Source organism: Methylotuvimicrobium sp. KM2 (assembly GCF_038051925.1).
Lineage (GTDB): Bacteria > Pseudomonadota > Gammaproteobacteria > Methylococcales > Methylomonadaceae > Methylotuvimicrobium.
Window position 1 is genome coordinate 1,659,019 of the sequence record NZ_CP150634.1, and the last position, 21,959, is coordinate 1,680,977.

Genomic DNA, 21,959 nt, shown 5'->3' on the forward strand with positions numbered 1-21,959 from the left:
GTGAGTAACGTATTTAAATTGAAAACGCTGTATCTTCAAGTCCTTCATGCTCTTCATGGTAAAAAATAAATGACATTATTTGGTATCAGCACCCTCGGTCGATTGTCAAATCGATCGATTGCCAGTTTAATATGCCTTTTTATTATTAATAATTGTTAGGAGCAATGCGTGGCAAAGGCCAGTGATTTTAAGCGTGGAATGGTTGTCGAGATTAACGGTGTGCCGCATGTGATTAAGCAAATCGAGGTCAGAAGTCCGTCCTCGCGTGGCGCGACTACCTTGTATAAAGTCCGGTTCAATAATCTCAAGACCGGTCAAAAACTCGATGAAACCCTGAAAGGAGACGATTTTTTCAAGGATGCCGATTGCGTTCGCGTGAAAGTTCAGTTTTCTTATATGGATGGCGAAAATTACGTCTTCATGAACATGGAGGACTACAGTCAATACACAGTCGGCGCGGATGATTTGGAAGAACAGAAAGGTTACTTGACCGAAGGGCTCGAGGATATCGTTGCGTTGTTGTTCGACGATACCGTGCTGGGTATCGAGTTGCCGAGTTCTGTGGCTTTGGAGATCGTCGAAACCGCACCGGAAATCAAAGGCGCCACGGCAACCGGCAGAACTAAGCCGGCGCGATTGACGACCGGTTTGGAAGTACAGGTTCCGGAATATCTTAAAACCGGCGAAATAATCAAGATCAATACCGTTACCGGAAAATTTATGTCCAGGGCTTGATGGGGCCGCTAGACGGGCGTTTTTTCGTGCATGAGCAAGCGAGGCGGACTCAGATGCGAAGCGGGGTAGGGTTGCCGGTTTCGAGATAGCGCTTATAGTCGGCCAACACTTGTGCATGATCGAAAGCCAATTCTGCCGGTAGCGTGTCGAAGGTGAAGGTGTCGAGGTTTTTCGCGTCGTCATCGGCTTTCGGCGTACCCGTAGCTTCGGCGATATAGACCGCGGTGACGGTATGATTGCGAGGGTCGCGTTGCGGGTTTGAATAAATGCCTAGTAGAGCGCTCAAGGAAACATCGAGGCCGGTTTCTTCGCGGGCCTCACGGATGGCGGCATGTTCAACGGTTTCGCCGATATCGACAAAGCCACCGGGAATGGCCCAGCCGAACGGCGGATTGGCGCGTTCGATCAGAACGAAAGGGCGCCCCGGACGGTCGATTAATTGGATTAAGGCGTCGGCGGCCAATAGCGGCGTGATCGGTTTCGGCATAGGTGTTCTCGCAAAAGGCTGAAGTTTTCGGTCTACGTTACCTGAATTTCTTTCAATAATCGAGAATAAGGGTAGGCTGTCTAGGGTAAGTGCATTAATATAATAAATATATCAATATGTTATAATATTTCCTTGAGCGCTTAGTCAATTTAGTTTAATTTATGGTTACCCTCCCTGGGCCCCGTTAGGCCGCGCCGAGCACTGGCGATTTTGCCGAGAATAGCCCGCTCGTTTTCGGAGGGCTAAGGATAGCCCTTCCGAAAACCCTCGGCAAAGTCGTCAGCGCGCAGGATGCAGCGGCCTCCGGGTGTCTGCTGACTCGCGCGCCATCCAGGCGCTCGCACTTCGTGCGCTTTGGGCGTCCCAATCCGCTCCCGGCGGATTGGTCTTTTGGATACTTTTCTTGGGACAAGCAAAGACAAAATCGCCTGGAGCGATTTTGAACAGCTTTAGCTGGCCCGCAGGGCGAAACCCATGGATGGGTTTCGTAGCAGTATCGCGGTTGTCGGTCCGCGAACCGACTACACATAAGTGTCGCGATAGCGACACAAAGCCTTATTTAGGTTTCAAATAAACTAAATCTTTATAGTTAACCAGGAAAAAGGAATATTTTAACTATATGATTTTCTACAGTGTTTTAATGCGTTTGCCCTGCTTTTCATGACTGAAATTGTGTTTTACTGGCAAGGCGTGATTCATGCTTTACTATTATTGCTTGTTGCCAACGGCGCGCCGGTCGTTGCCTATAAACTGTTCGGGCGGCGTTTTGCTTGGCCCGTAGATGCAGGAATTATACTCTCCGACGGTCGACCGTTATTCGGACGTTCAAAGACTTGGCGCGGCATTTTGAGCTCGATTGGCTTAGTTTCCGCCGTATCTTGGTCAATGGGATATGGGGTGACGGTTGGCGCCGCGTTCGGCGGGTTGGCAATGATTGGCGATTTGTCGGCTAGTTATATCAAGCGGCGACAAGGAATGCTCGAAAGTAGTCGTGCCAGGGGGCTCGATACGATACCTGAATCGTTATTACCGGTGTTTGTCTTGAAGTCGCAGTTGGCATTGAATAGGTTCGATATCGCCGCAGTTGTCTTATTGTTTTTTACGATCGAAGAGTTCGTCTCGCCGATTTTATATCGCCTGCATATCCGTAAACATCCATACTAATTCCTTATGAGCTTGAAAGACAATCATTTGCGGGTTTTGACCTATAACATTCACAAAGGCTTCAATGTCGGCAATCGGCGCTTCGTTCTGCATCAAATCCGCGAGGCTTTGATTGCCGCGGATGCCGATTTATTGTTTTTGCAAGAAATGCAAGGTGAGCATGCGCACCGCGAAAAGAACATTCCGGATTGGCCCGAGCGTTCGCAGTTCGAATTCATCGCCGAAGGTGTTTGGCCTTATTACGCTTACGGCAAAAATGCGATCTACAATGCCGGTCATCATGGCAATGCTATTTTGAGCAAATATCCTTTCGAAAGTTACGAAAATATCAATGTGTCGCCGTTTCCGTGGGCTAGCCGAAGTTTGCTGCATGGCGTGGTTCGTTTGAATGCGGATATTCAACCATTGCATATCGTTTGTATTCATTTCGGACTAACCGGCAAGGAGCGCCGACTGCAAGTCGCTAAGCTTTGCGAAAGGATTGACGAGCATGTTCCGCACGATGCGCCGTTGATCGTGGCAGGGGATTTTAACGATTGGTTGGGTCAGGCCGAACGCTATTTTTACGAACACTTGGATCTCAAAGAGGTATTCAGAACCACGCATGGCCGCTATGCTCGAACGTTTCCGGCTTGGTTGCCTATCTTGCCGATGGATAGAATCTATTTTCGAGGTTTAGTACCGGTATCTTGCGAGCGTTTGGCTCATGCGCCTTGGCATGTATTATCCGATCATTCGCCGCTGGCGGCCACATTCGAAATATGATGCAAATGCTCGATCCTAATGAAACTTCTAAATGGACTTTGCCGAATCTATTGACCGGTTTTCGTTTTGTTGCCGCGCCTTTTTTATTGTGGCTGGCCTGGAACGAATATGCTGTGGCCTTCATGATTTTATCGGCGGTCGCTTTCTTGACCGATCTTTTGGATGGTTGGACGGCTCGTTTAACCGGACAGGTTTCAGAATTCGGCGCGGTACTCGACAGTTGGGCCGATGTGATTACTTATTTGACGATCGCGTTGAGTTGTTGGTGGTTGTGGCCCGAAATCGTTGCGCGCGAATGGTTTTATGTCGTCTTGATTGTCGCCAGTTGCTTGCTGCCGTCGGCGGCAGGGCTCTTGAAATTCGGTCGGTTTACCAGCTATCACACTTGGGGCGTTAAATTAGCCGCCGCCTCGATGGGGGGAAGTTTATATCTGATGTTTCTGAGCGGGCCCATTTGGCCGTTTCGCGTCGCGGCGGTTATTTGTATTTTAGCGGCTTTCGAAGAGATCGTTATTACCTTGTTATTGAAAAGTCCTAGCTCCGACGTTCGCTCGCTTTGGCATGTGGTTCGGAAGGTGAATGGTGAAAGGTGAAAGGGCGGCTCGAGATGGGCGTTTGGGGGCTATTTCCCAAGTTGTCATTAAAGTATGTAGCCCGTATGCAGCGTAGCGGAATACGGGAATGGCGTGGCTCCGAACTTGCGCTACGCTCTATCCGGACTACGCTGCTTAGATTCGCGGGAAAGGGCTCGGGCTTTAAAACGGAATGTTGTTATCGGTGCTAGTCTTGGCTTTATCGATGGGTTCTGAGAGCGGGATGGAGGAAGGACTCGAGCTTTTGTCGGACGATGCGGGGGTTCTCGCTTTCCTGCACCGCTAAGATTCCCTCAATAATCATTTCTCGGATAAACATTTCTTCTTTATCTTTTTGTTTGAGTTTATTGCCCATCGGACTGAATACCAAGTTGCCTAATAAAGAACCGTAGAGCGTCGTTAAAAACGCTACCGCGATCGAAGGGCCTAATTGCGAAGGATCGGACAAATTGCCCATAACGCCGATTAGACCGACGACGGTTCCTATCATGCCCATGGCCGGCGCCACGCCGGCCATTGTCGACATCATTGCAATACCTGTTTGATGGCGCTGCGAAGTCATTTCATTATCGTTTTCCATGACTCGTCGCACTTCATCCGGCGCGATGCCGTCGACGACCAACATCAACGCATTGCGAATGAAAGGGTCCTTGATCTTAAGCATATCCTCTTCCAATGCCAGCAAGCCCCCTCGGCGAGCTCGGTCGGCTAATTTAACGAATAAATTAATTTGCGCATGCGGATTCGGCTTTTCCATTCTAAAGCTTTGCCAAATATATTTCGGCAACATGGCGAAGGTTTTTAGCGGGTAAGCCATCATTGTCGCACCCAGCGTACCGCCGATGACCAAAATGATCGACGGTCCGTTGATTAAGGAAAAAGGGTTTCCGTGGTCCAGCAATACAGCGACGGCAATCGCGCATAAGGCGACAAATGGACCGAAGATGGTAGCAAAATCCATGTAGACAGGTTGTTTCACAGGGTCTCTATTCTATTTAGTTGTATGGCTAAGATTGCATGGCATGATGCAAATATCTGCAAACTTCTTGGTTCCAGAAAGTTATTATACTCATCGTAGATGAAAATTCGGCCTCGGGGTGCCCGTTAAAGGAAGCCGTGAACCCAGCATCTAAATCCAGCACCTAAATTCCATAGGTCTTTGGCAATGATTCAAAATCATGGCTTATTTAGGTGCTGGATGAATTATCCAAGACAATTAACCACCTGATTAGCAAGTTTCTTCTGTTAAAGCCCAAAGATCAGCATATCCCTGGCAGGACCGGGTTCGCAAGCCATGCGGGTCAAGCTAAAAACGGCCAACCCACATCACGCTCTTTCCCAAGCTGCAGCTTGGGAAAGACACCCCGGAAGCTCCCCCTTCGACATGCTCAGGGCAAGAGCTTCCTGAGACCGACACAAGCTCCGCACATTCTCAATCAACCCCGACTGACTCGCTCGCTCGTTCAATCTTTCTTGACTGTCGGGAAGCTAGAGCTTTCTGAACAGGTTACCCAAGCAGGAGCTTGGGTAACAGCATATTGTAGTTTTTGCGACTACGACTGCCCTCTGCTCGGACACTTGGCTTCGGTAAGATGAAGCATCTTGCTAATCAGGATTAACCATGGCCAATGGGCTATGGAATTTAGGTGCTGGATTTAGGTGCTGGGTAAATACGTCCATGTAGGCTCTATGCCAATTCTATGCTGGTCCCTCACCTAGCGTTAGGTGAGGGACCGCGCACCCCGGTGCCTCCTCAGGCACTGCCGAAATTTGAAGTACGAAAGGTATAGGTAATCTCCTGAAATCCTTCATGAACTTCATGGTTAAACTGCCGAGTTTAGGTTGAGCAGTACCGACACTCGTGCTTAGATTGCATGATTGGAAGAATCCGTTTCAGCATCCTTCGCATCGGCTTACGAGCTCGCATCGGGGGCTTGGCCTTTGATGATATTACTGACGATGTCGATCGGCAGCGGAAATACGATCGTTGACGATTTTTCCCCGGCGATTTCGGTCAACGTCTGCAGATAGCGAAGTTGTATGGCTTGTGGCTGTTGCGCGAGTATTGTTGCGGCCTGCAATAATTTTTCGGAGGCTTGCATTTCGCCTTCCGCATGAATGATTTTCGCTCGGCGGGTGCGTTCTGCTTCGGCTTGCTTGGCGATAGCCCTTACCATGCTTTCGTCGAGATCGACATGCTTTATTTCAACATTCGCGACCTTGATGCCCCAGGCATCGGTTTGCTGGTCGAGAATCGTTTGGATGTCGATATTCAATTTGTCGCGCTCGGCCAGCATTTCGTCCAGTTCATGTTGGCCTAACACGGAGCGGAGCGTCGTTTGCGCCAGTTGGCTGGTGGCTTCGTAAAAATTCTCGACCTGAATAATCGCCTTGTCGGGATCGATGACTCGGAAATAGACTACGGCATTGACCTTGACCGAGACATTGTCGCGGGATATGACATCTTGCGACGGCACGTCCATGACGATGGTGCGGAGGTCGACCCTGACCATTTGTTGAATGATCGGGATCACGATTATGAAGCCGGGTCCTTTGACTTTGTAAAAACGGCCAAGCATGAAAACCACGCCGCGTTCGTATTCACGCAAAATTTTAAATGCGCTGATCAATAACAGCAAGGCGAAACTGCCGAAAATTAAGCCGAAATATTCAAACATCTTTGTGCTCCTGGTTGGGTGTGGAATTAACCTCAAGGATAAGGCCGTTCCGACCGGTTACGCGAACCCGCTGGTTTTTTTTGAGTGCTTCTCGGCTGTGGGCTTGCCAAATTTCGCTGTGGATACGGACGGGGCCTAGGTCGGTGAAATCGGCAAGTGCAATACCGGTTTCGCCAAGCAATTCTTCCCGACCGGTTACGATGGGCTTTTGTCTTGATTTTAACAACATGCCTAAGGCGAAAATCAAGAATGCCGCGCTGGTAAGCGCGAAAGCGCCGACTAGGGCAATGTCGATGCCGAATCCGGGGGCATCGGTATCCATCAGAATGACGGAACCAATCACAAACGCGGTCAAGCCGCCGAAACCGAGTATGCCGATACTAGGTACGAAGGCTTCGGCGATCATTAGTGAAATCCCTAAAAGAATCAATGCGAATCCGGCATAGTTAATCGGTAAGACTTGAAATGCGAAAAGCGCCAACAATAAGCAAATGCCGCCGATGGTGCCCGGGACGATGGCTCCGGGATTGGAAAATTCGAATATCAGGCCGTAAATTCCGGCAATAAGTAAGATATAAGCGATATTCGGATTAGTAATGACTGCCAATAATTCGCTTCGCCAGTCAGGCTCTAGGGCTTGAAACGCTGCATTTTCTGTAGATAAAACGATATCGCGCCCGAGTACGTTAATTTTTCGTTGATCGAGTTGTTTTAATAATTCGTATCTATCGTTAGCCAGGACATCGACAACATTGAGTTTTAGGGCTTTTTCGGCCGAAAGACTTGCCGCATCTCGAACAGCTTGCTCTCCCCAATCGGCGTTTCTGCCGCGCATTTCGGCCAGGCTTCTGATATAAGCAACTGCATCGTTGATGGCTTTTTGCGCCATTGCGTTTTTAGGCGATTTGCTTGAAGAAGTCTGGTCGGCGGATTGATCTTTGCCGGACTGTTCGCCCGGCGCTTCGGTTGGACCGATTAATTGTACCGGTGTAGCGGCGCCAAGGTTGGTTCCCGGCGTCATTGCGGCGATATGGCTTGCGTAAAGGATATAAGTTCCGGCGCTGGCGGCTCGTGCCCCGCCCGGTGTGACATAAGTGATCACTGGAATCGGGGAGGCAATGATTTTTTTAATGATTTGCCGCATGGATGTGTCAAGACCGCCCGGCGTGTCGAGCGTGATCAAGATCGCTTTAGCCCCGGATTCGGAAGCCTTGTCCATGCTGCGCTCGATATAGTCCGAAGTTGCAGGACCAATAGCATCTTGAATGGTTAATTGAACAATCGTTGTTGCGGGAATGGCGGCTTGATTGTTTTCAGCCGAGACGGAATTGATAAACATAGCCATGACAAGAAGTAGCGGCAGGACTGTGCGGCGTTCGATGTGTCTTTTCATGAATGGCTACCTGACTGTTCCAAGCAGATGCGACTGTTTCGAGTCTACGCCATGAATGGCTTGTCGGCAATAGTTGTTATTTATTCGGCCGGTGCTTGCTAGGAAAGGAGTCGTGTTTGTCGCTCCTGAATACAGGCGGGGGATGTTGGGATGAGTTTTATATCCATCATTTCTGGTTCCCACGGTCCTCCGTGGGAATCCGTACCTTGGCTGTCGAAACCAGATTGGTATGCGTTCCCACGCTGGAGCGATGGGAACGAGGAAAAATCTCCCCCAGCCACTCTTTTTCAAAGAGGGGAATAAAACTCCGAGGACCTTAACTTAATGGCATTGACGGTCCTCCGTGGGAACGAGACAAGGCCTTCCATTAATCCAAGCCAAGTTGGTTTTCAGCTAGCTCCTCTCTTTAATTTCTATGTTAGGAGAAGTAAATGCTCGCTCCACCGAAGGCGGATTTTATTTCGCTTTTAACCGAGTCAATGCTTCGGTAACATGAGGTTCGATGGCTTTATACATGATCTGATGCATTTTGGGATTGCCGGCAATGACGTTGCCGGTTTCCATGTAATTATCTTGAAAGGCAAAATCGGTGGCGACGCCGCCGGCTTCCTTGATCAGCAGGATGCCGGCAGCCATATCCCAAGGATGTAATCCGATTTCCCAAAAACCGTCGAGTCTGCCGATTGCGACATAGGCTAGATCGAGTGCTGCCGCTCCGGCCCGGCGTATACCAGCGGAATCGGCATGTATAGTGCGGAACATGCCAAGATAGGCGTCTAGGTGTTGCTGACTCTTAAACGGAAAACCGGTTCCGATCAGTGCGCCTTTGAGTCCGGCTTGATGAGTCACGCGGATGCGCCGGTTATTCATCATCGCGCCGCCGCCGCGTTCGGCGGTAAACAATTCATCGCGTAACGGGTCGTAAACCACGCCGAGTTCCAGTTTGCCTTTGACTTGCAGAGCTATCGATACGGCATAGACGGGAAAGCCGTGTAGGAAATTGGTCGTGCCGTCCAGCGGGTCGATAATCCAAACGAAATCGTTGCCTTTGTGTTCGCCGCTTTCTTCAGCCAAAATCGCATGATCGGGAAAGGCGGTTTTAATGATTTTGATGATTTCCTGTTCGGCCATGCGGTCGACCTCGGTCGCGAAATCGTTGATGCCTTTCCTGTTGATTTGAAGTTTTCCGACATTGTCGGCCGAGCGTGAAATAATCTCGCCGGCGTTCCTGGCGGCGCGCACGGCAATATTGAGCATGGGATGCATGATATTAGATACGAAGCTAAATTAGAAAATATCAATAGCATATCAAATCTTTTGTTAAAATTTTCCGTTTTTTCAAATGGCGGGGCTACGCTTTGTTGTCGAATATTAAAATCGTATTGGTCGAAACCTCTCATCCCGGCAATATTGGAGCGGTTGCCCGGGCCATGAAGAACATGAACCTTAAAGATTTGGTTTTGGTTGCGCCGAAGCAATTTCCCTGCGCGGATGCCACTGCCAGAGCTTCCGGAGCGGATGATATTTTGAGTTCCGCTTTGGTTTGCGACAGCTTGCAAGAGGCTGTCGCCGATTGTTCCATTGTGGTGGGAACCAGTGCTCGTTGCAGAACGATTAGTTGGCCGGAGTTGACGCCTAGAGAATGTGCGGATCTCTTGAAAACCGAAGCGGTCGACCATAAGGCTGCGATCGTATTCGGTAGAGAACACTCCGGGTTGAAAAATCATGAATTGGACCTGTGTCGTTATTTATTGCGAATCCCGTGCAACAAGGATTTCAGTTCATTAAATCTTGCCGCCGCCGTGCAAGTGGTTAGTTATGAGTTATTCGTAGCCTCAGGTCAGGACTATGAAGTCACTGCCGGTGATAAAGGCAAAGGCTTGTTGGCGACAGCCGCTCAGATGGAGACGTTTTATGAACACATGATCGAAACGCTATCCGATATCGGTTTCATGCATCCCGATAAATCGAAGTCGGTGATGCGACGTTTGCGTAGAATTTATAATCGGGCTCGTCTAGAGAGTAAAGAGGTGGATCTATTACGCGGAATTTTACGAATGTCGCAAGGCAATAAAAAGAAGGGTTAATTATGTGGCGAGAAATCAAAGAGAATATCGATTGCGTGTTCGAACGGGATCCGGCAGCACAAACGGTGTTTGAAGTGATTACCGCTTATCCCGGTTTTCATGCATTGTTGATTCATAGAGTCGCGCATTTCTGTTGGCAAGCCGGTTTTCGATGGTTTGGACGCTTTATATCGCATATCGGCCGTTGGTTGACTGGGATCGAAATTCATCCGGGCGCGACGATCGGCAGACGTTTTTTTATCGATCATGGCATGGGGGTCGTAATCGGCGAAACTGCAGTGATCGGCGACGACTGTACGCTTTACCATGGCGTTACGCTAGGCGGGACCTCATGGAACAAAGGTAAGCGACATCCGACCTTGCTTGACGGAGTTGTCGTGGGGGCCGGTGCGAAAGTACTAGGGCCGATCGAAATCGGCGAGGGTGCGCGCATCGGTTCGAATTCAGTCGTGTTGAAATCGGTTCCGGCGGGCGCGACTGTGGTTGGGATACCCGGGCATGTGATCGATCCTAAAACCAAAAAATCCGATTCCGAGCGAAAAAAAATCGCCGCAAAAATGGGGTTCGATGCATACGGTACCAGTGACGACATGACGGATCCGGTCGCCAAGGCGATCAACCATATGTTGGATCATATGCAAGCCGTGGACGAGCAGCTTGAAATGATGAAAAAAGCACTAAAAGACGCCGGTATCGCCTGTCCGGATCAGTCCATTCCGGAAGAGGATTATAAGGGCGATAAGTTGGATGAGATTTGAAAGAGGGGAAAGGGGCAAGGTGTAAGGAGCAAGAGAAAAGATGAAAGAGGAAAGATGAAAGATGAAAGATGAAAGATGAAAGATGAAAGAGGATAGAGGAAAGGTGAAAGAGGAAAGATGAACATCTGCTGTTTTTCTTGCTCTTGGGGGACGTTATACCTTTGGCGCTTCAATTTTCGGTAGTGCCCAAGGAGGCGTAGGGGCGAATGTCTGACAAATGCTTTGCCAGTATCTGACATATGACGGGTACCTCGGTGCCGAATTGTGATTTACGATCGGTATAATTCAAATGAGCTTTTTCAAAGTTGACTAATTTGCTTGGTTAAGTATAGTAATGCGCATTGATTTGCTATTTGAGGATTAGGTTGTGCGATTAACCACAAAAGGCCGCTATGCAGTAACAGCCATGCTTGATCTGGCTTATCACAGTCAGCAAGACCCGGTCACTTTAACCGATATTGCGACTCGCCAGACTATTTCGTTGTCTTATTTGGAACAATTGTTCGCTCGTTTACGAAGAGCCGGCATGGTAACCGGTGTGCGCGGACCCGGCGGGGGATATCGTTTGAGCCGTGCGGCGAGTGAGATCAATATTGCCGAAATCATCGAGGCCGTCGATGAGCCGCTAGACACTACCAAATGTGCCGGCGAAGGCAATTGCCAAAACAACAAAGCGTGTTTAACTCATGATTTATGGATGGGGCTTAGCGATCAGATTCGGGGATACCTAAAAGGTATTAGCCTCGGCGATTTATTGACGAGACATCATGTTCAGGAAGTTGCCAAGCGGCAAGAACAAGATACAAAAGTAGTCGAAATTCATCGGCAACAAAGAGTCGGCGCCTAAGTTTTCGAAAGCATGGTCTATCTCGATCATAATGCGACGACGCCGCTCGATGAGCGCGTTTTAGAGGCGATGCTACCGTTTTTGAAATCCTTTTACGGCAATCCGTCGGCTCTGTATCGGATCGGTCGATTATCGCGTAGCGCGATTGAAACAGCTAGGGAGCAAGTAGCCGCGCTCGTCGGAGTCTCTCCCGGTCAGGTACTTTTTACCAGCGGAGGCACCGAATCGAATAATTTGGCATTAAACTCGATCGAAAGTCATTCGCGATTATTGATTTCCAGTATTGAACATCCATCCATTACGGAGCCAGTCGAACGCTTGCGAAATCGTAGTTGCTCGGTTGATGTTCTGGCAGTGGATAAAAACGGTATCTTCGAACGCGAATCTTTCGAGCGATGCTGTACGAACCGGCCTAATTTTGCCTCTTTGATATTGGCTAATAATGAAACCGGCGTGATACAGTCTATCGCCGAGTGGGCCGGCGTGTTGCGCGAACAGGGAACAATAGTTCATACCGATGCGGTGCAGGCGGTCGGAAAAATTCCGGTGGCGTTCGATTCGCTCAATGTTCAGTTGATGTCGATATCCGGTCACAAAATTTACGGCCCCAAAGGCAGTGGCGCGTTAATCATCGAAAAAGGCATGGTACCGGAACCTTTGCAACTCGGCGGCGGTCAAGAGCAAGGTTACCGAGCAGGTACCGAAAATGTCGCGGCAATCGTCGGTTTCGGTAAGGCGGCAGAATTGGCCCTGTCTGAAATGACGCAATGGCGAAACCAAATGCTTGATTTAAGGCAGTCGTTGGAGCAGGGGTTGGCGGAATTGAACGCTACTATTTTTAGTCAAGCGGTAGAGCGATTACCCAATACCGTGCAATTCGGGATTGACGGCGTCGATGGTGAGATGTTGCTGATGCAACTCGATAAAAAAGGCTTTGCGGTATCGAGCGGTTCGGCTTGCGCTAGTGGCGGCGGCATGCCGAGTCCGGTGTTGACGGCGATGGGTGTTTCCCGGGATTTAGCCAAAAGCGCTTTGCGCGTCAGTTTGGGTAAAGCCAATACCGAAGCGGATATTGCCGATTTTGTGAAATGTTTAAAAACTATTTTGAATCGAACCTAATGTTCATGAAGGCTCGGCCATCGCCCCGGCAAATGAAAGATCTCTGGTGGCGGAGGGTGCGGTCACTCGCCCGACAGGACGCCGTGAACCCAGCACCTAAATCCTATGTAATTATTCACACCCCCTATCGTTCCCACGCTCCGGCGTGGGAATGAAGACCGAGACGCTCTAGCGTCTCGTACCGCTGGAGCGGTACTCAGGCGTTCCCACGCAGAGCGTGGGAACGATAATTTTCGGGGGACTGAATAGTTACAATTCCATAGGTCTTTGGCAATGATTCAAAATCATGGCTTTTTAGGTGCTGGGTGAATACGTCCATGTAGGCCCGACGGCGGCTCCCTGCCGGCGACGCCTGTCGATCGAGCAACCGCGCCCTCTCTGGAACCGGCATTGCCAGAACTGAGTTTTGTATATCGAAAAATTAGATAATGGGTCTAAATCTACGAACTTTCACAGTAACGTTAAGAGGTGTTGAATGGCGATTTCTTTAACCGAGAGCGCGGCAAAACAAATTAAAAAACAATTGGACAAACGCGGCAGCGGTGTTGGCTTGAAATTAGGCGTCAAAAAATCCGGTTGTTCCGGTTTCGCCTATACGATCGATTATGCCGATGAAGTTCATGAAGGCGATCGGGTGTTCGAGCAATACGGGGTCAAGGTCATTACGACGCAAGACGATCTGGCCGTGATCGATGGAATCGAGTTGGATTATCGCCGCGAAGGCATCAATGAAGCATTCAAATTCAATAATCCGAATGTCACCGGCATGTGCGGTTGCGGCGAAAGTTTCTCGGTGTGATGTGAATACCCTTTAGAAAATGGTTGCGCGTCAATTCCTAATCAATCCGGTTTGTGCATAATCTTCCTAATCAGTCTCACCTGAATTCTTTTCGTCAATTAGCTTCTCCCGCTATCGCCATTATAGGCGGCGGGCCTGCCGGGCTTATGGCTGCTGAAGCGTTAAGTCAAAGCGGTGTTCGAGTCGATGTTTACGATGCGATGCCGTCGGTCGGGCGTAAGTTTTTGATGGCCGGCAAGGGCGGTATGAATATTACGCATTCCGAAGCCTACGATATTTTTTTATCGCGCTTCGGTAAGCGTGGCGGCGTCATCAAGCCGATGCTCGATGCGTTCGGTCCCGATCAACTTAGAAAATGGTTGCGCGATCTCGGTGTCGAAACTTTTATCGGCAGCTCCGGGCGCGTGTTTCCAACCGACATGAAAGCAGCGCCCTTACTGCGTGCTTGGTTGCATCGTTTGCGTGAAACAAGCGTGAATTTTCACATGCGTCACCGTTGGCAAGGTTGGTCCGAAACAGGCGAGTTGAAATTTCTAACGCCACAAGGCGAAAAATCGATTCGTGCCGATGCTACGGTTTTGGCATTGGGCGGTGGTAGTTGGTCGAAACTGGGGTCGGATGGTGTTTGGGTTGATTGTTTGGTTAATCGTAATATTCCTGTAGCGCCTCTTAGGCCATCGAATTGCGGTTTTGAAACGGCCTGGAGCGATCGATTTCGCGAGGCTTTTGCCGGGCAAGCGGTCAAATCTGTAGCGATAAGCGTTACTGCAGGCGGTATCTCGCATCCTTTAAGTGGAGAGTTTACTATTACGCAATACGGTGTCGAAGGTAGCTTGATATATGCTTTTTCGGCGCAATTGCGCGAGCAAATCGATGCAACCGGTGCGGCGATGATGCTGTTGGACTTACTACCCGAAACCGATTTACAGGCCTTGATCAAGAAATTATCCCGACCGCGAGGCAAAAATTCTCTGGCCAATTTCTTAAGAAAATCCGCCGGCATAAAAGGTGTTAAAGCCGCATTGCTGCGCGAATTAGCCGATTCGGACGATTATCGCGATATGAATCGATTGGCTTCAAAAATCAAAGCATTACCGCTTCGGTTAACGGCAACCCGGCCGCTCGACGAAGCGATCAGTAGCGCAGGTGGCGTGATGTTCGAAGCGCTCGACGACTGTTTGATGCTGAAAGATATGCCAGGCGTATTTTGTGCCGGCGAAATGCTCGATTGGGAAGCGCCGACCGGCGGCTATTTATTGACGGCTTGTTTTGCGAGCGGATTTGCGGCTGGACACGGTGTTTTGGAATGGTTGGGGAAGTTGGATAGCGGTGAGCGGTGAGCAGGGAAAGAGGAAAGAGGAAAGAGGAAAGAGGAAAGAGGAAAGAGGAAAGAGGAAAGAGGAAAGAGGAAATTAGGGCTTGACAAATGGGTTAAATTCCGCATTATTTCGCCGCTCACCGCTAAACCGGCAACCCCAATATTGCCGTTGCGATCGAGAAATAAATCAATACGCCGGCCGAATCGGCTATGGTTGTGACCAGTGGAGCGCTGGCTGTGGCAGGGTCCCAGCCTAAGCGATTCAGAATAAACGGTAGACACATACCGACAAGGCTGCCTACGATTACAATTGACACCATGCTTAACCCGACGACCAGCGCAATTTCATCGCCCCCACGGAAATGACCGACCATAGAAATAGCCATTGCCATCGTTAAGCCCAATCCCGAAGCAATGATCAATTCCCGGGCCAATAGCCGTCCCCAGTCCTTAATGCCGACATCGCCGGTCGCCAAGCCGCGAATCACTAAGGTCGCCGCTTGGGATCCTGCATTACCGCCGCTGCCTACCAGAACCGGCAGGAAAAACACCAGAACGACGTATGCTGCGATCGTGTCTTCGAAAAAAGCGATTCCCGCTCCGGAGAATAGGTTGCCGAATACCAGTAAAATGAGCCAAACGATGCGTTTGCGATAGAGTGTGAGTAGACGAGCGTTTCGAAAATTGCCTTCCAGATTACCGATTGTCGCGCTTTTATGCATGTCTTCGGTGGCTTCGGCTTCGGCGACATCCATCGCATCGTCATAAGTAATGATGCCGACCAAACGACTTTCGCTATCGATGACCGGCAAGGCCAGTAAGTCGTAGCGGCTGATGATTTTTGCCGCGTCTTCTTGTGCGGCATCGACTGAAACCGTGACGATATCGGTTGTCATGATGTCTTGGATTTTGGCCGTTTGCGGTGCCAAAATTAGTTCGCGTAGCGATACTGTGCCTAAAAGCTGGTGCTGGCCGTCGGTAACGAAAATTTGATAAATCGTTTCAGCGCCTGGAGCGGTCGTGCGGACGATATTTAATGCTTCGCTAACTTTTACATGGGCTGGGATCGCCGCATAGTCGCTGGTCATGATCGCGCCGGCGGTGCCTTCGGAATGGCTGGCCAAACGGCGCAAGTCTTCGCGTTCTTTTCTTGCGATCGAACGTAACACGCCGTCATGGCGTTCTTCAGGCAATAGATTCAATAAATCGGCGCCTTCGTCGGCGTCCATGTGTTTCAACAACAACGATACGTCGTCGTCGCTCATTTCCGCGGCGAGTTGTTCCTGCAATGTATTGGGTAAATAACCGAACACCCTGGCGCGTCGTTCATAAGACAAAAACTTCAGGATATCCAGCGCGGTCGGTAAGGGTTCTTGCTGGATTAGATCGCATAGGTCGGCCGGTTGAAATTCCTCCAAAAATTGCCGAACAACTTGATAATCCTTACGCTCGATCGAGTGACGCAGAAATGATTCGATGATCGGATGAGTCATGATCGACAATTCCTTGTGGATGCTTGTTTGATAATGCAAAAACTCGCGAGCCCGGAATAGTTTGCTGCCGGGGCGAGGTTTGGAAAGCATGTTGGGGGTTGGTGGTCCGCTAAGAGACCAGTCTGGCGATTAATATGCTATTGCGAGCGAAATGAGTTTACTGAATGCTTTTAACATTTGTCAATCGAACGATAAAGTAGCCGCAATTCCATGTGACCTTCATACTCCCTTTTGATTGAAAACCACCTAAGAATAAAAGGCATGGTGTGTGTTTATCGAGGGCCGCCGTGAACCCATCTATGGGCGCTTGGTAGCAGCGTTCGAATGCCAGGGGTGGCGTAAATGCAGATTTTGCATGGAGCAAAAATATGCCCTTCCGCCGACATCCTCGCCAAGCACACTCCGCACCCTTTTTTATTCTCAAATTGGGAATTGCTGAGGAATAATCAGAGGCTTGCTCTTTGTCATTAAATTGTAACATTTCAGTCATATTATGGCGGCCGGTTAAACATTATCACCGGATGACATCTTTATCATTATGAAATTTAAAAATTTAACGGTTGCAATTTTGTCGGTAATGGGAGTAACGGCGTCTCCCGGCGCTTCGGCGCTGGAACTCTATGTTGATAACGAAACGAAACAACTGTATGCAGAGCCGGGGCCTAATCGGACGAAATTAGGCGATTTCGAAAGAGTTGACGACAAGGCGTCGGCAAAAGCCGATAACGCTATCGCAAATCAAGCGGTTTCAGCCACAGAAAGGATGCAAGGCGAGCAAACGCTTCCTGAGGATATGGACGTCAAGATGGCGCGAGTCCGTGCCGTCGATGTCGACCCGCATGTCGATACGCGTGCCGGCGTACATACGCCGCGTAAGCCAAGGAAAAAAGTTGACGATCATTGGTTCGATCGGATCAATCTGAGAGGTTATACCCAATTACGCTATAACCATGCCTTTACAGGCGATCGAGTGGGCGGTAGCAGCACTAATCCCGAATTGCGTTCGGTAATGGATGGCGGGGTTAAAGACAATCAGAACTTTACGTTACGCCGAGCGCGCTTAGTGATATATGGAGATATCAGTGATTTTTTGTATCTATACATTCAGCCTGATTTCGCGACAAGCGTACGCAATCAGAGTGGCGGGGAGACTCGTTTGCATTACGTTCAGTTACGCGACGCCTATGCCGATATTTATTTGACGAAAGATCATGAATACCGTATTCGCGCAGGCCAATCCAAAGTACCGTTTGGTTGGGAAAATTTACAATCATCGCAAAACCGACTCGCGTTGGACCGAAACGATGCGCTTAATAGTGCGGTGCCGAGCGAGCGCGATCTCGGCTTGTTTGCTTACTACACGCCGACGCATGTCCAGAAACTTTGGAAAGACTTGAGCAAGAAAGGCCTGAAAACTTCGGGCGATTACGGTGTTCTCGGTGTCGGTGTCTATAACGGCCAAAGTTTGAATAAAGAAGAAACCAACGACGGCATGCATTTCGTCGCGCATTCGACTTATCCGTTCGATCTAGGCTTCATGGGCGACGCTCTGAAAGGCCAGGTTCTTGAAATCGGTGCCGATGCTTATTCCGGTAAATTCAAGCCGACTTATGGAAACTTTAAGACATATGATAACTCGATCAATATATCGGGAAGCACAATCGAAGCAAATAGCGGAAAAAACAAAAGCTTTACCGAAGAGCGCGTAGCCGTCCATGCAATTCTTTTCCCGCAACCGTTCGGTTTCCAGGCAGAGTGGAACTGGGGTAATGCGGGCGCTTTGAATGTCGATACTGCAACCATCGAAAAAACGTCTCTCAGCGGCGGTTATGTGCAGGCGATGTACAAGATAGACGATTTTTACGGTACCTGGATTCCGTATGTCAAATGGCAAACCTATCGCGGCATGTGGAAGGCCAATGCGAACATGCCGAAAATGGAAGTCGACGAGCTCGAGATCGGTGTCGAATGGCAGGTCATGAAAGCGTTGGAATTGGTCGTAAACTATTCGCATATGGATAGAACCAATATGAATAACAGCGCGTTCGGTCAGGCAGAGGGCGATGTCGTGCGCGCGCAATTGCAATGGAACTACTACTGATCAATGCTGATCATAATTGGCAGTTAGCAGGCATGCGTCTCGTTTTTCTTACTGCGAGCGCTAGCTTAAGAAAGTCATTAAAATCCGGATGGTTACGGTACGGTTATTGTCCGCTGAAAAATACCTTCCATTCGGTCGTTAAAAAATACTTTACATTTGAAAATTATCGCGATAAAAAGCAATTTTTTTCTTGAGGGTATTATTTATGGCAGGATCTACGTCGGACGTTTTGTCGGATGATATGGATTTTGAAGATGAGGATGAAGATGAGGTTGGCAGCATCGATGATTCAGATGAATTGATAGCCGGTAAAAAAGCTAAATCGGCTTATGACAAAGTAGATGCGCGCAGAAAAATTGAGCTTTATTGGGAAAAACGCAAATTAAAAGAAGAGTTCGGCGATATCGATGACTTTGATTTGGATTTTTAATTGTTAAGTAACGTTCATGAAGGCCTGGTCATCGCCCCGGCAAATGAAAGTGCGAGGGATGGCTGGGTACGGTCACTCGCCCGACAGGACGCCGTGAATACGTCCATGTAGGCTCGACGGCGGCTCCCTGCCGCCGACGCCTGTCGATCGAGCAACCGCACCCTCTCCGGAACCGGGATTGTGTTGAATATCAAAAATTTAGATAACGAACCCAAATCTACGAACTTTCACAGTAATCAAAGCCGGTTTACCGGTAAAGTTCTTCTTTTTGGGCCGGCGTATCGTGAATGCCGGCTCAGCCTCACTTCACCATGCCAAGAACGACAAGCTTCAAAAGGTTTTAAAGCACAATCCTATTCAGGCTGAGCTAGAAAGTCGGCGATTGTCTTTTGCAACAACAGGGATGCCGATGTGTCTTGAAAATCCTGATCAACAGGAGTATGGGCATCAGAAACGTAAAATAATGTGATCGGCTTTCTCGGGCTTATCAGAAGTTTCAATGATTCTTGAATCTGATGCAGAATCGGGTTGTCGATAAAGCGGTCTTGATAATGTAATGCATAAGCGACCAGACCCTTTCCGCTTCTGCTTCGAAGAATCCTGACAGGAATGCGAGGTTCTCCAGAAAGAATGATTAGCCCCTGGTTCTCGAAGTCGCCGCCATAGGAAAGCGCCAATTCCGGATGATGATAGAGGCGTTTATGATCGAAGGCTCGTGCGGCAAATAGGCGTACCGGTCGGCTCACGCCGTCTTGGTAGCTCCGTTCGATCCACTCGCTGGCACCGAAGGTCAGTTCCCCCCACTTCGGATTTCTTTTGGTCGGATGCGAACTGAACCGGCCCAAATCCTGATCTATGGCTTGTACCGAACGGCTGTCTAAATCCGTTAAGCCGAAATAGTTGTGGATGACAGTCGGTATTAAGGCAATTGAAAGGATCAACGAGACAGGCAATGCATAACGGGGGATTAGCATGTCAATTCTCTGTTTGCGGAGTTTCGGGAGGGTTTTGGCCGATCATGAAAATAACCGGTAGTGCAATCATGAAAGTCATTAAGCCGGAAATTTCATGCGCCGAAGTTTTTAATACATCCAAGCCGAACCAGTTGACAAGTAGAGTCAGTACCAGCACTCTAACGATATTAACGCCAATGGCCAGCGGCGCGGCAATGAGTAGCAGTAAGATTCGCCGGCGAATGCTGTTGCAGAAATACGCCGTTAAAATCGCGATCGTGATTGCCGCATATAGCGTAGAAAAGCCGCTGCAGGCGTCGGCGACTTGCAGTACGCCGTTTTCGACTTGCAGAACTGTTCCGTAAGAATAAACCGGAATACCGAATAATTTGAGTAACCACGCCACACTTTTCGTGGCAATGATTCTCAATGTCATGTGTATCGATTCGGTAAATACCAATGGGATCGGCAAAGTGAGGAAGAGTATAGCCAACGGAAAGATAATGGCTTTGCTGCGTTCGGTGCCCAGAAACAGCAGCGCGAGTCCCGGTAGCGCCAAAAATAGTGCGGCGGCCGACAATAGCTGGGTATGCATGCCGGTATCCAGCATATGCGCCGCTAGCGCCGGAAGTAGTATTGCAAACCCCCAAGGATTGGCGCTTCTCGGCAAGTTCTTGCGTTTTTTTAATTCTCCCCAGACTAGATAAATAACCAGTAAGGCGACCAGAATGCCGTGACCGTTATGCCATACGCTCATCGTCCAGCGTTCGATAAGCCAGAAGATTGTCGGAGTAAAAACCAAAATCAACAAGCCGGCGCATAGCCAAAGCATTGATGTTTCTCTCAATGCGAGGGCGTCTGTTGCATGAGTCGATTTAGATAAATGAGGAGGATAACTGATCATATTTTGTAACCGGGTTGTTGGATGGTTTCCAATCATGATGTTCCAAGCGTTGCACATGCTAGCAGAATAATCGAAACGCCACCAAGCATCGGATAAGTTTTAGTTCGATAATTCTTTTTAGTGAACGTTTGCACTAGCGCTGTTAGTATTTTAGCAGTTAGCAGTTAGCAGTTAGCAGTTAGCAGTTAGCAGTTAGCAGTTAGCAGAGTCTCCAAATTTTAAATGGGACAGATTGACTTTTCGTAAAGCGGATAAATCGAGCTGCTGGCTGAGCGGAGTCGAAGCCAATCGCCTTGTTCGCTTCGACTCCGCTCAGCGAACAATGTTCAAACCGTCCCGGCTTAAATAGATAGCCGAGAATAGTAAATAGTGAATTGGGCTGCTTTTGGATTTGGGCAACAATGATAGAGTGGGCATTGAGTTGAATTGGAGAATTGATTTGGTTAGTCGGCGTCGAAGTTATGATTTTTTTGGGCTTATTTTAGCGGTGTTTTTCGGTGTGATGTGCTCGACGTCAAGTTTAGCATCCGATTCATTACCGGCCACGATTGAAAAAATTAAGCCCGGCATAGTCGTTGTCGGTACCTTTCAACGAACGCGCAGTCCCAGGGGGCTGTTTTTAGGAACCGGTTTTGCCGTCGGCGATGGCAGTTTAGTCGTTACCAACGCACATGTGGTAGCAAAGGGATTGGATGAAGGGCATTTAGAGTCTTTAGCGGTTTTTATTCGTCGCGGCGGTAAGGATCAAATGGTTCAGGTAAGACAGATTGCGACCGATCCCGAACATGACTTAGCCATTCTCAAGCTGTCCGGTAATGCTCGGTTGCCGCCGATGAGACTTGGTAATTCCGGTAAAGTGAAAGAAGGAGAGTTGTACGCCTTTACCGGTTATCCGATAGGAATGGTGCTTGGGCTTTTTCCGGTAACGCATCGAGGTATCGTGTCGGCTATTACGCCGATGGCGATTCCTGTTATCCAATCTAGGCAATTGAACACAAAAATGCTTAAGCGCTTACGTAATCCCTATGATGTGTTTCAACTCGATGCAACCGCTTATCCGGGAAATAGCGGTAGTCCACTATATGATCCTGAATCAGGTGAAGTGGTCGGTATCATTAACAAAGTTTTTGTCAAGGAAAGCAAGGAGCAGGTGCTGTCCCAGCCTAGCGGCATTACCTATGCGATACCTTCGGTTTATTTGAGACAATTGTTGAGTAAGGTTGAAAAGTAGGGGAAAGAGGAAAGAGGAAAGAGGAAAGAGGAAAGAGGAAAGAGGAAAGAGGAAAGAGGAAAGAGGAAAGAGGAAAGAGGAAAGAGGAAAGAGGAAATTAGCGC

21 protein-coding genes are annotated in these 21,959 nt (G+C 49.0%); 13 read left to right on the plus strand and 8 right to left on the minus strand.

Features of this window, described 5'->3' with window-relative positions; all coding sequences use genetic code 11:
* The first annotated feature begins 168 nt into the window (after positions 1-168).
* On the plus strand, positions 169-735 hold the full coding sequence (yeiP, locus tag WJM45_RS07060) for an elongation factor P-like protein YeiP (protein WP_026130105.1): 567 nt from the start codon (positions 169-171) through the stop codon (positions 733-735).
* 49 nt (positions 736-784) lie between these two features.
* Here the strand turns inward: yeiP and WJM45_RS07065 are convergent, their stop codons facing one another.
* Positions 785-1,222 carry an NUDIX hydrolase gene (locus tag WJM45_RS07065; RefSeq protein WP_341328261.1) on the minus strand — a complete coding sequence of 146 codons (438 nt, stop codon included), beginning with the start codon at positions 1,220-1,222 and terminating at the stop codon, positions 785-787.
* A 660-nt stretch (positions 1,223-1,882) separates the two neighbouring features.
* Here WJM45_RS07065 and WJM45_RS07070 point away from each other — a divergent pair.
* From WJM45_RS07070 to WJM45_RS07080, 3 genes are read left to right on the plus strand one after another with little or no spacing between them, the layout of a single operon-like run.
* Complete coding sequence (locus WJM45_RS07070; RefSeq protein ID WP_341328262.1) at positions 1,883-2,386, plus strand: CDP-archaeol synthase; 504 nt, start codon at positions 1,883-1,885, stop codon at positions 2,384-2,386.
* Positions 2,387-2,392: 6 nt separating this feature from the next.
* Complete coding sequence (locus tag WJM45_RS07075; protein ID WP_341328263.1) at positions 2,393-3,151, plus strand: endonuclease/exonuclease/phosphatase family protein; 759 nt, start codon at positions 2,393-2,395, stop codon at positions 3,149-3,151.
* Entirely contained in the window at positions 3,148-3,744 is a 597-nt protein-coding gene (locus WJM45_RS07080; RefSeq protein WP_341328264.1) for a CDP-alcohol phosphatidyltransferase family protein, read from the plus strand. Before WJM45_RS07075 ends, WJM45_RS07080 begins: the two co-directional genes overlap by 4 nt.
* Positions 3,745-3,943: 199 nt before the next feature.
* Here WJM45_RS07080 and WJM45_RS07085 read toward each other — a convergent pair whose 3' ends face one another.
* The 4 genes from WJM45_RS07085 to suhB form a co-directional block, all read right to left on the minus strand.
* Complete coding sequence (locus WJM45_RS07085; RefSeq protein ID WP_341328265.1) at positions 3,944-4,723, minus strand: motility protein A; 780 nt, start codon at positions 4,721-4,723, stop codon at positions 3,944-3,946.
* Between the two features lie 934 nt (positions 4,724-5,657).
* Positions 5,658-6,422 carry a slipin family protein gene (locus WJM45_RS07090; RefSeq protein ID WP_341328266.1) on the minus strand — a complete coding sequence of 255 codons (765 nt, stop codon included), beginning with the start codon at positions 6,420-6,422 and terminating at the stop codon, positions 5,658-5,660.
* Positions 6,415-7,815: a nodulation protein NfeD gene (locus WJM45_RS07095; protein ID WP_341328267.1), complete on the minus strand. Its 1,401-nt coding sequence runs from the start codon at positions 7,813-7,815 to the stop codon at positions 6,415-6,417. The genes WJM45_RS07090 and WJM45_RS07095 overlap by 8 nt, the downstream gene beginning before the upstream one ends.
* A 456-nt stretch (positions 7,816-8,271) precedes the next feature.
* Positions 8,272-9,081, minus strand: a complete 810-nt coding sequence (gene suhB, locus WJM45_RS07100; RefSeq protein WP_341328268.1) for an inositol-1-monophosphatase — start codon at positions 9,079-9,081, stop codon at positions 8,272-8,274.
* Between the two features lie 92 nt (positions 9,082-9,173).
* Between suhB and WJM45_RS07105 the strand changes: the two genes are divergently transcribed.
* The 6 genes from WJM45_RS07105 to WJM45_RS07130 all read left to right on the plus strand — a co-directional run bounded on the left by WJM45_RS07105 (position 9,174) and on the right by WJM45_RS07130 (position 14,765).
* Complete coding sequence (locus WJM45_RS07105) at positions 9,174-9,902, plus strand: RNA methyltransferase (protein ID WP_341328269.1); 729 nt, start codon at positions 9,174-9,176, stop codon at positions 9,900-9,902.
* 2 nt (positions 9,903-9,904) lie between these two features.
* The gene (gene cysE / locus WJM45_RS07110; RefSeq protein ID WP_341328270.1) at positions 9,905-10,660 is read left to right on the plus strand and encodes a serine O-acetyltransferase; all 756 of its coding nucleotides are present in this window, start codon (positions 9,905-9,907) and stop codon (positions 10,658-10,660) included.
* A 367-nt stretch (positions 10,661-11,027) separates the two neighbouring features.
* Positions 11,028-11,507, plus strand: a complete 480-nt coding sequence (locus WJM45_RS07115; protein WP_125219062.1) for an Rrf2 family transcriptional regulator — start codon at positions 11,028-11,030, stop codon at positions 11,505-11,507.
* Positions 11,508-11,519: 12 nt separating this feature from the next.
* Positions 11,520-12,626 (plus strand): cysteine desulfurase family protein, encoded by a 1,107-nt coding sequence (locus WJM45_RS07120; RefSeq protein ID WP_341328271.1) that lies wholly within the window; start codon positions 11,520-11,522, stop codon positions 12,624-12,626.
* 475 nt (positions 12,627-13,101) lie between these two features.
* Positions 13,102-13,425: an iron-sulfur cluster assembly accessory protein gene (locus WJM45_RS07125; RefSeq protein WP_014149206.1), complete on the plus strand. Its 324-nt coding sequence runs from the start codon at positions 13,102-13,104 to the stop codon at positions 13,423-13,425.
* A 113-nt stretch (positions 13,426-13,538) separates the two neighbouring features.
* The gene (locus WJM45_RS07130; protein ID WP_341328915.1) at positions 13,539-14,765 is read left to right on the plus strand and encodes a TIGR03862 family flavoprotein; all 1,227 of its coding nucleotides are present in this window, start codon (positions 13,539-13,541) and stop codon (positions 14,763-14,765) included.
* A 121-nt stretch (positions 14,766-14,886) separates the two neighbouring features.
* On the opposite strand, the gene mgtE is transcribed toward WJM45_RS07130, so the two are convergent.
* Positions 14,887-16,236: a magnesium transporter gene (gene mgtE / locus WJM45_RS07135; protein WP_341328272.1), complete on the minus strand. Its 1,350-nt coding sequence runs from the start codon at positions 16,234-16,236 to the stop codon at positions 14,887-14,889.
* Positions 16,237-16,774: 538 nt separating this feature from the next.
* Between mgtE and WJM45_RS07140 the strand changes: the two genes are divergently transcribed.
* Together WJM45_RS07140 and WJM45_RS07145 are read left to right on the plus strand one after the other, a co-directional pair.
* Positions 16,775-18,337, plus strand: coding sequence for a porin (locus WJM45_RS07140; RefSeq protein WP_341328273.1), 1,563 nt, complete (start codon positions 16,775-16,777; stop codon positions 18,335-18,337).
* Positions 18,338-18,542: 205 nt separating this feature from the next.
* Complete coding sequence (locus WJM45_RS07145; protein ID WP_014149202.1) at positions 18,543-18,767, plus strand: hypothetical protein; 225 nt, start codon at positions 18,543-18,545, stop codon at positions 18,765-18,767.
* A gap of 353 nt (positions 18,768-19,120) precedes the next feature.
* Here the strand turns inward: WJM45_RS07145 and WJM45_RS07150 are convergent, their stop codons facing one another.
* Both WJM45_RS07150 and WJM45_RS07155 read right to left on the minus strand, forming a co-directional pair.
* A complete protein-coding gene (locus WJM45_RS07150) occupies positions 19,121-19,741 on the minus strand; it encodes a hypothetical protein (RefSeq protein ID WP_341328274.1) in 621 nt (206 codons plus the stop codon).
* Position 19,742: 1 nt separating this feature from the next.
* Positions 19,743-20,624: an exosortase/archaeosortase family protein gene (locus WJM45_RS07155; RefSeq protein WP_341328275.1), complete on the minus strand. Its 882-nt coding sequence runs from the start codon at positions 20,622-20,624 to the stop codon at positions 19,743-19,745.
* Between the two features lie 439 nt (positions 20,625-21,063).
* On the opposite strand from WJM45_RS07155, the gene WJM45_RS07160 reads away from it, so the two are divergent.
* Positions 21,064-21,855 carry a serine protease gene (locus tag WJM45_RS07160; protein ID WP_341328276.1) on the plus strand — a complete coding sequence of 264 codons (792 nt, stop codon included), beginning with the start codon at positions 21,064-21,066 and terminating at the stop codon, positions 21,853-21,855.
* The last annotated feature ends 104 nt before the right edge of the window (positions 21,856-21,959 follow it).

Bases quoted from the DNA above. Each gene is read 5' to 3' on its own strand.
- WJM45_RS07095 (WP_341328267.1), bottom strand. From the start codon at position 7,815: ATGAAAAGACACATCGAACGCCGCACAGTCCTGCCGCTACTTCTTGTC.
- mgtE (WP_341328272.1), bottom strand. From the start codon at position 16,236: ATGACTCATCCGATCATCGAATCATTTCTGCGTCACTCGATCGAGCGT.
- WJM45_RS07075 (WP_341328263.1), top strand. From the start codon at position 2,393: ATGAGCTTGAAAGACAATCATTTGCGGGTTTTGACCTATAACATTCAC.
- WJM45_RS07065 (WP_341328261.1), bottom strand. From the start codon at position 1,222: ATGCCGAAACCGATCACGCCGCTATTGGCCGCCGACGCCTTAATCCAA.
- WJM45_RS07155 (WP_341328275.1), bottom strand. From the start codon at position 20,624: ATGATCAGTTATCCTCCTCATTTATCTAAATCGACTCATGCAACAGAC.
- WJM45_RS07125 (WP_014149206.1), top strand. From the start codon at position 13,102: ATGGCGATTTCTTTAACCGAGAGCGCGGCAAAACAAATTAAAAAACAA.
- WJM45_RS07090 (WP_341328266.1), bottom strand. From the start codon at position 6,422: ATGTTTGAATATTTCGGCTTAATTTTCGGCAGTTTCGCCTTGCTGTTA.
- WJM45_RS07120 (WP_341328271.1), top strand. From the start codon at position 11,520: ATGGTCTATCTCGATCATAATGCGACGACGCCGCTCGATGAGCGCGTT.
- WJM45_RS07070 (WP_341328262.1), top strand. From the start codon at position 1,883: ATGACTGAAATTGTGTTTTACTGGCAAGGCGTGATTCATGCTTTACTA.
- WJM45_RS07150 (WP_341328274.1), bottom strand. From the start codon at position 19,741: ATGCTAATCCCCCGTTATGCATTGCCTGTCTCGTTGATCCTTTCAATT.
- WJM45_RS07080 (WP_341328264.1), top strand. From the start codon at position 3,148: ATGATGCAAATGCTCGATCCTAATGAAACTTCTAAATGGACTTTGCCG.
- suhB (WP_341328268.1), bottom strand. From the start codon at position 9,081: ATGCATCCCATGCTCAATATTGCCGTGCGCGCCGCCAGGAACGCCGGC.
- cysE (WP_341328270.1), top strand. From the start codon at position 9,905: ATGTGGCGAGAAATCAAAGAGAATATCGATTGCGTGTTCGAACGGGAT.
- WJM45_RS07145 (WP_014149202.1), top strand. From the start codon at position 18,543: ATGGCAGGATCTACGTCGGACGTTTTGTCGGATGATATGGATTTTGAA.
- WJM45_RS07140 (WP_341328273.1), top strand. From the start codon at position 16,775: ATGAAATTTAAAAATTTAACGGTTGCAATTTTGTCGGTAATGGGAGTA.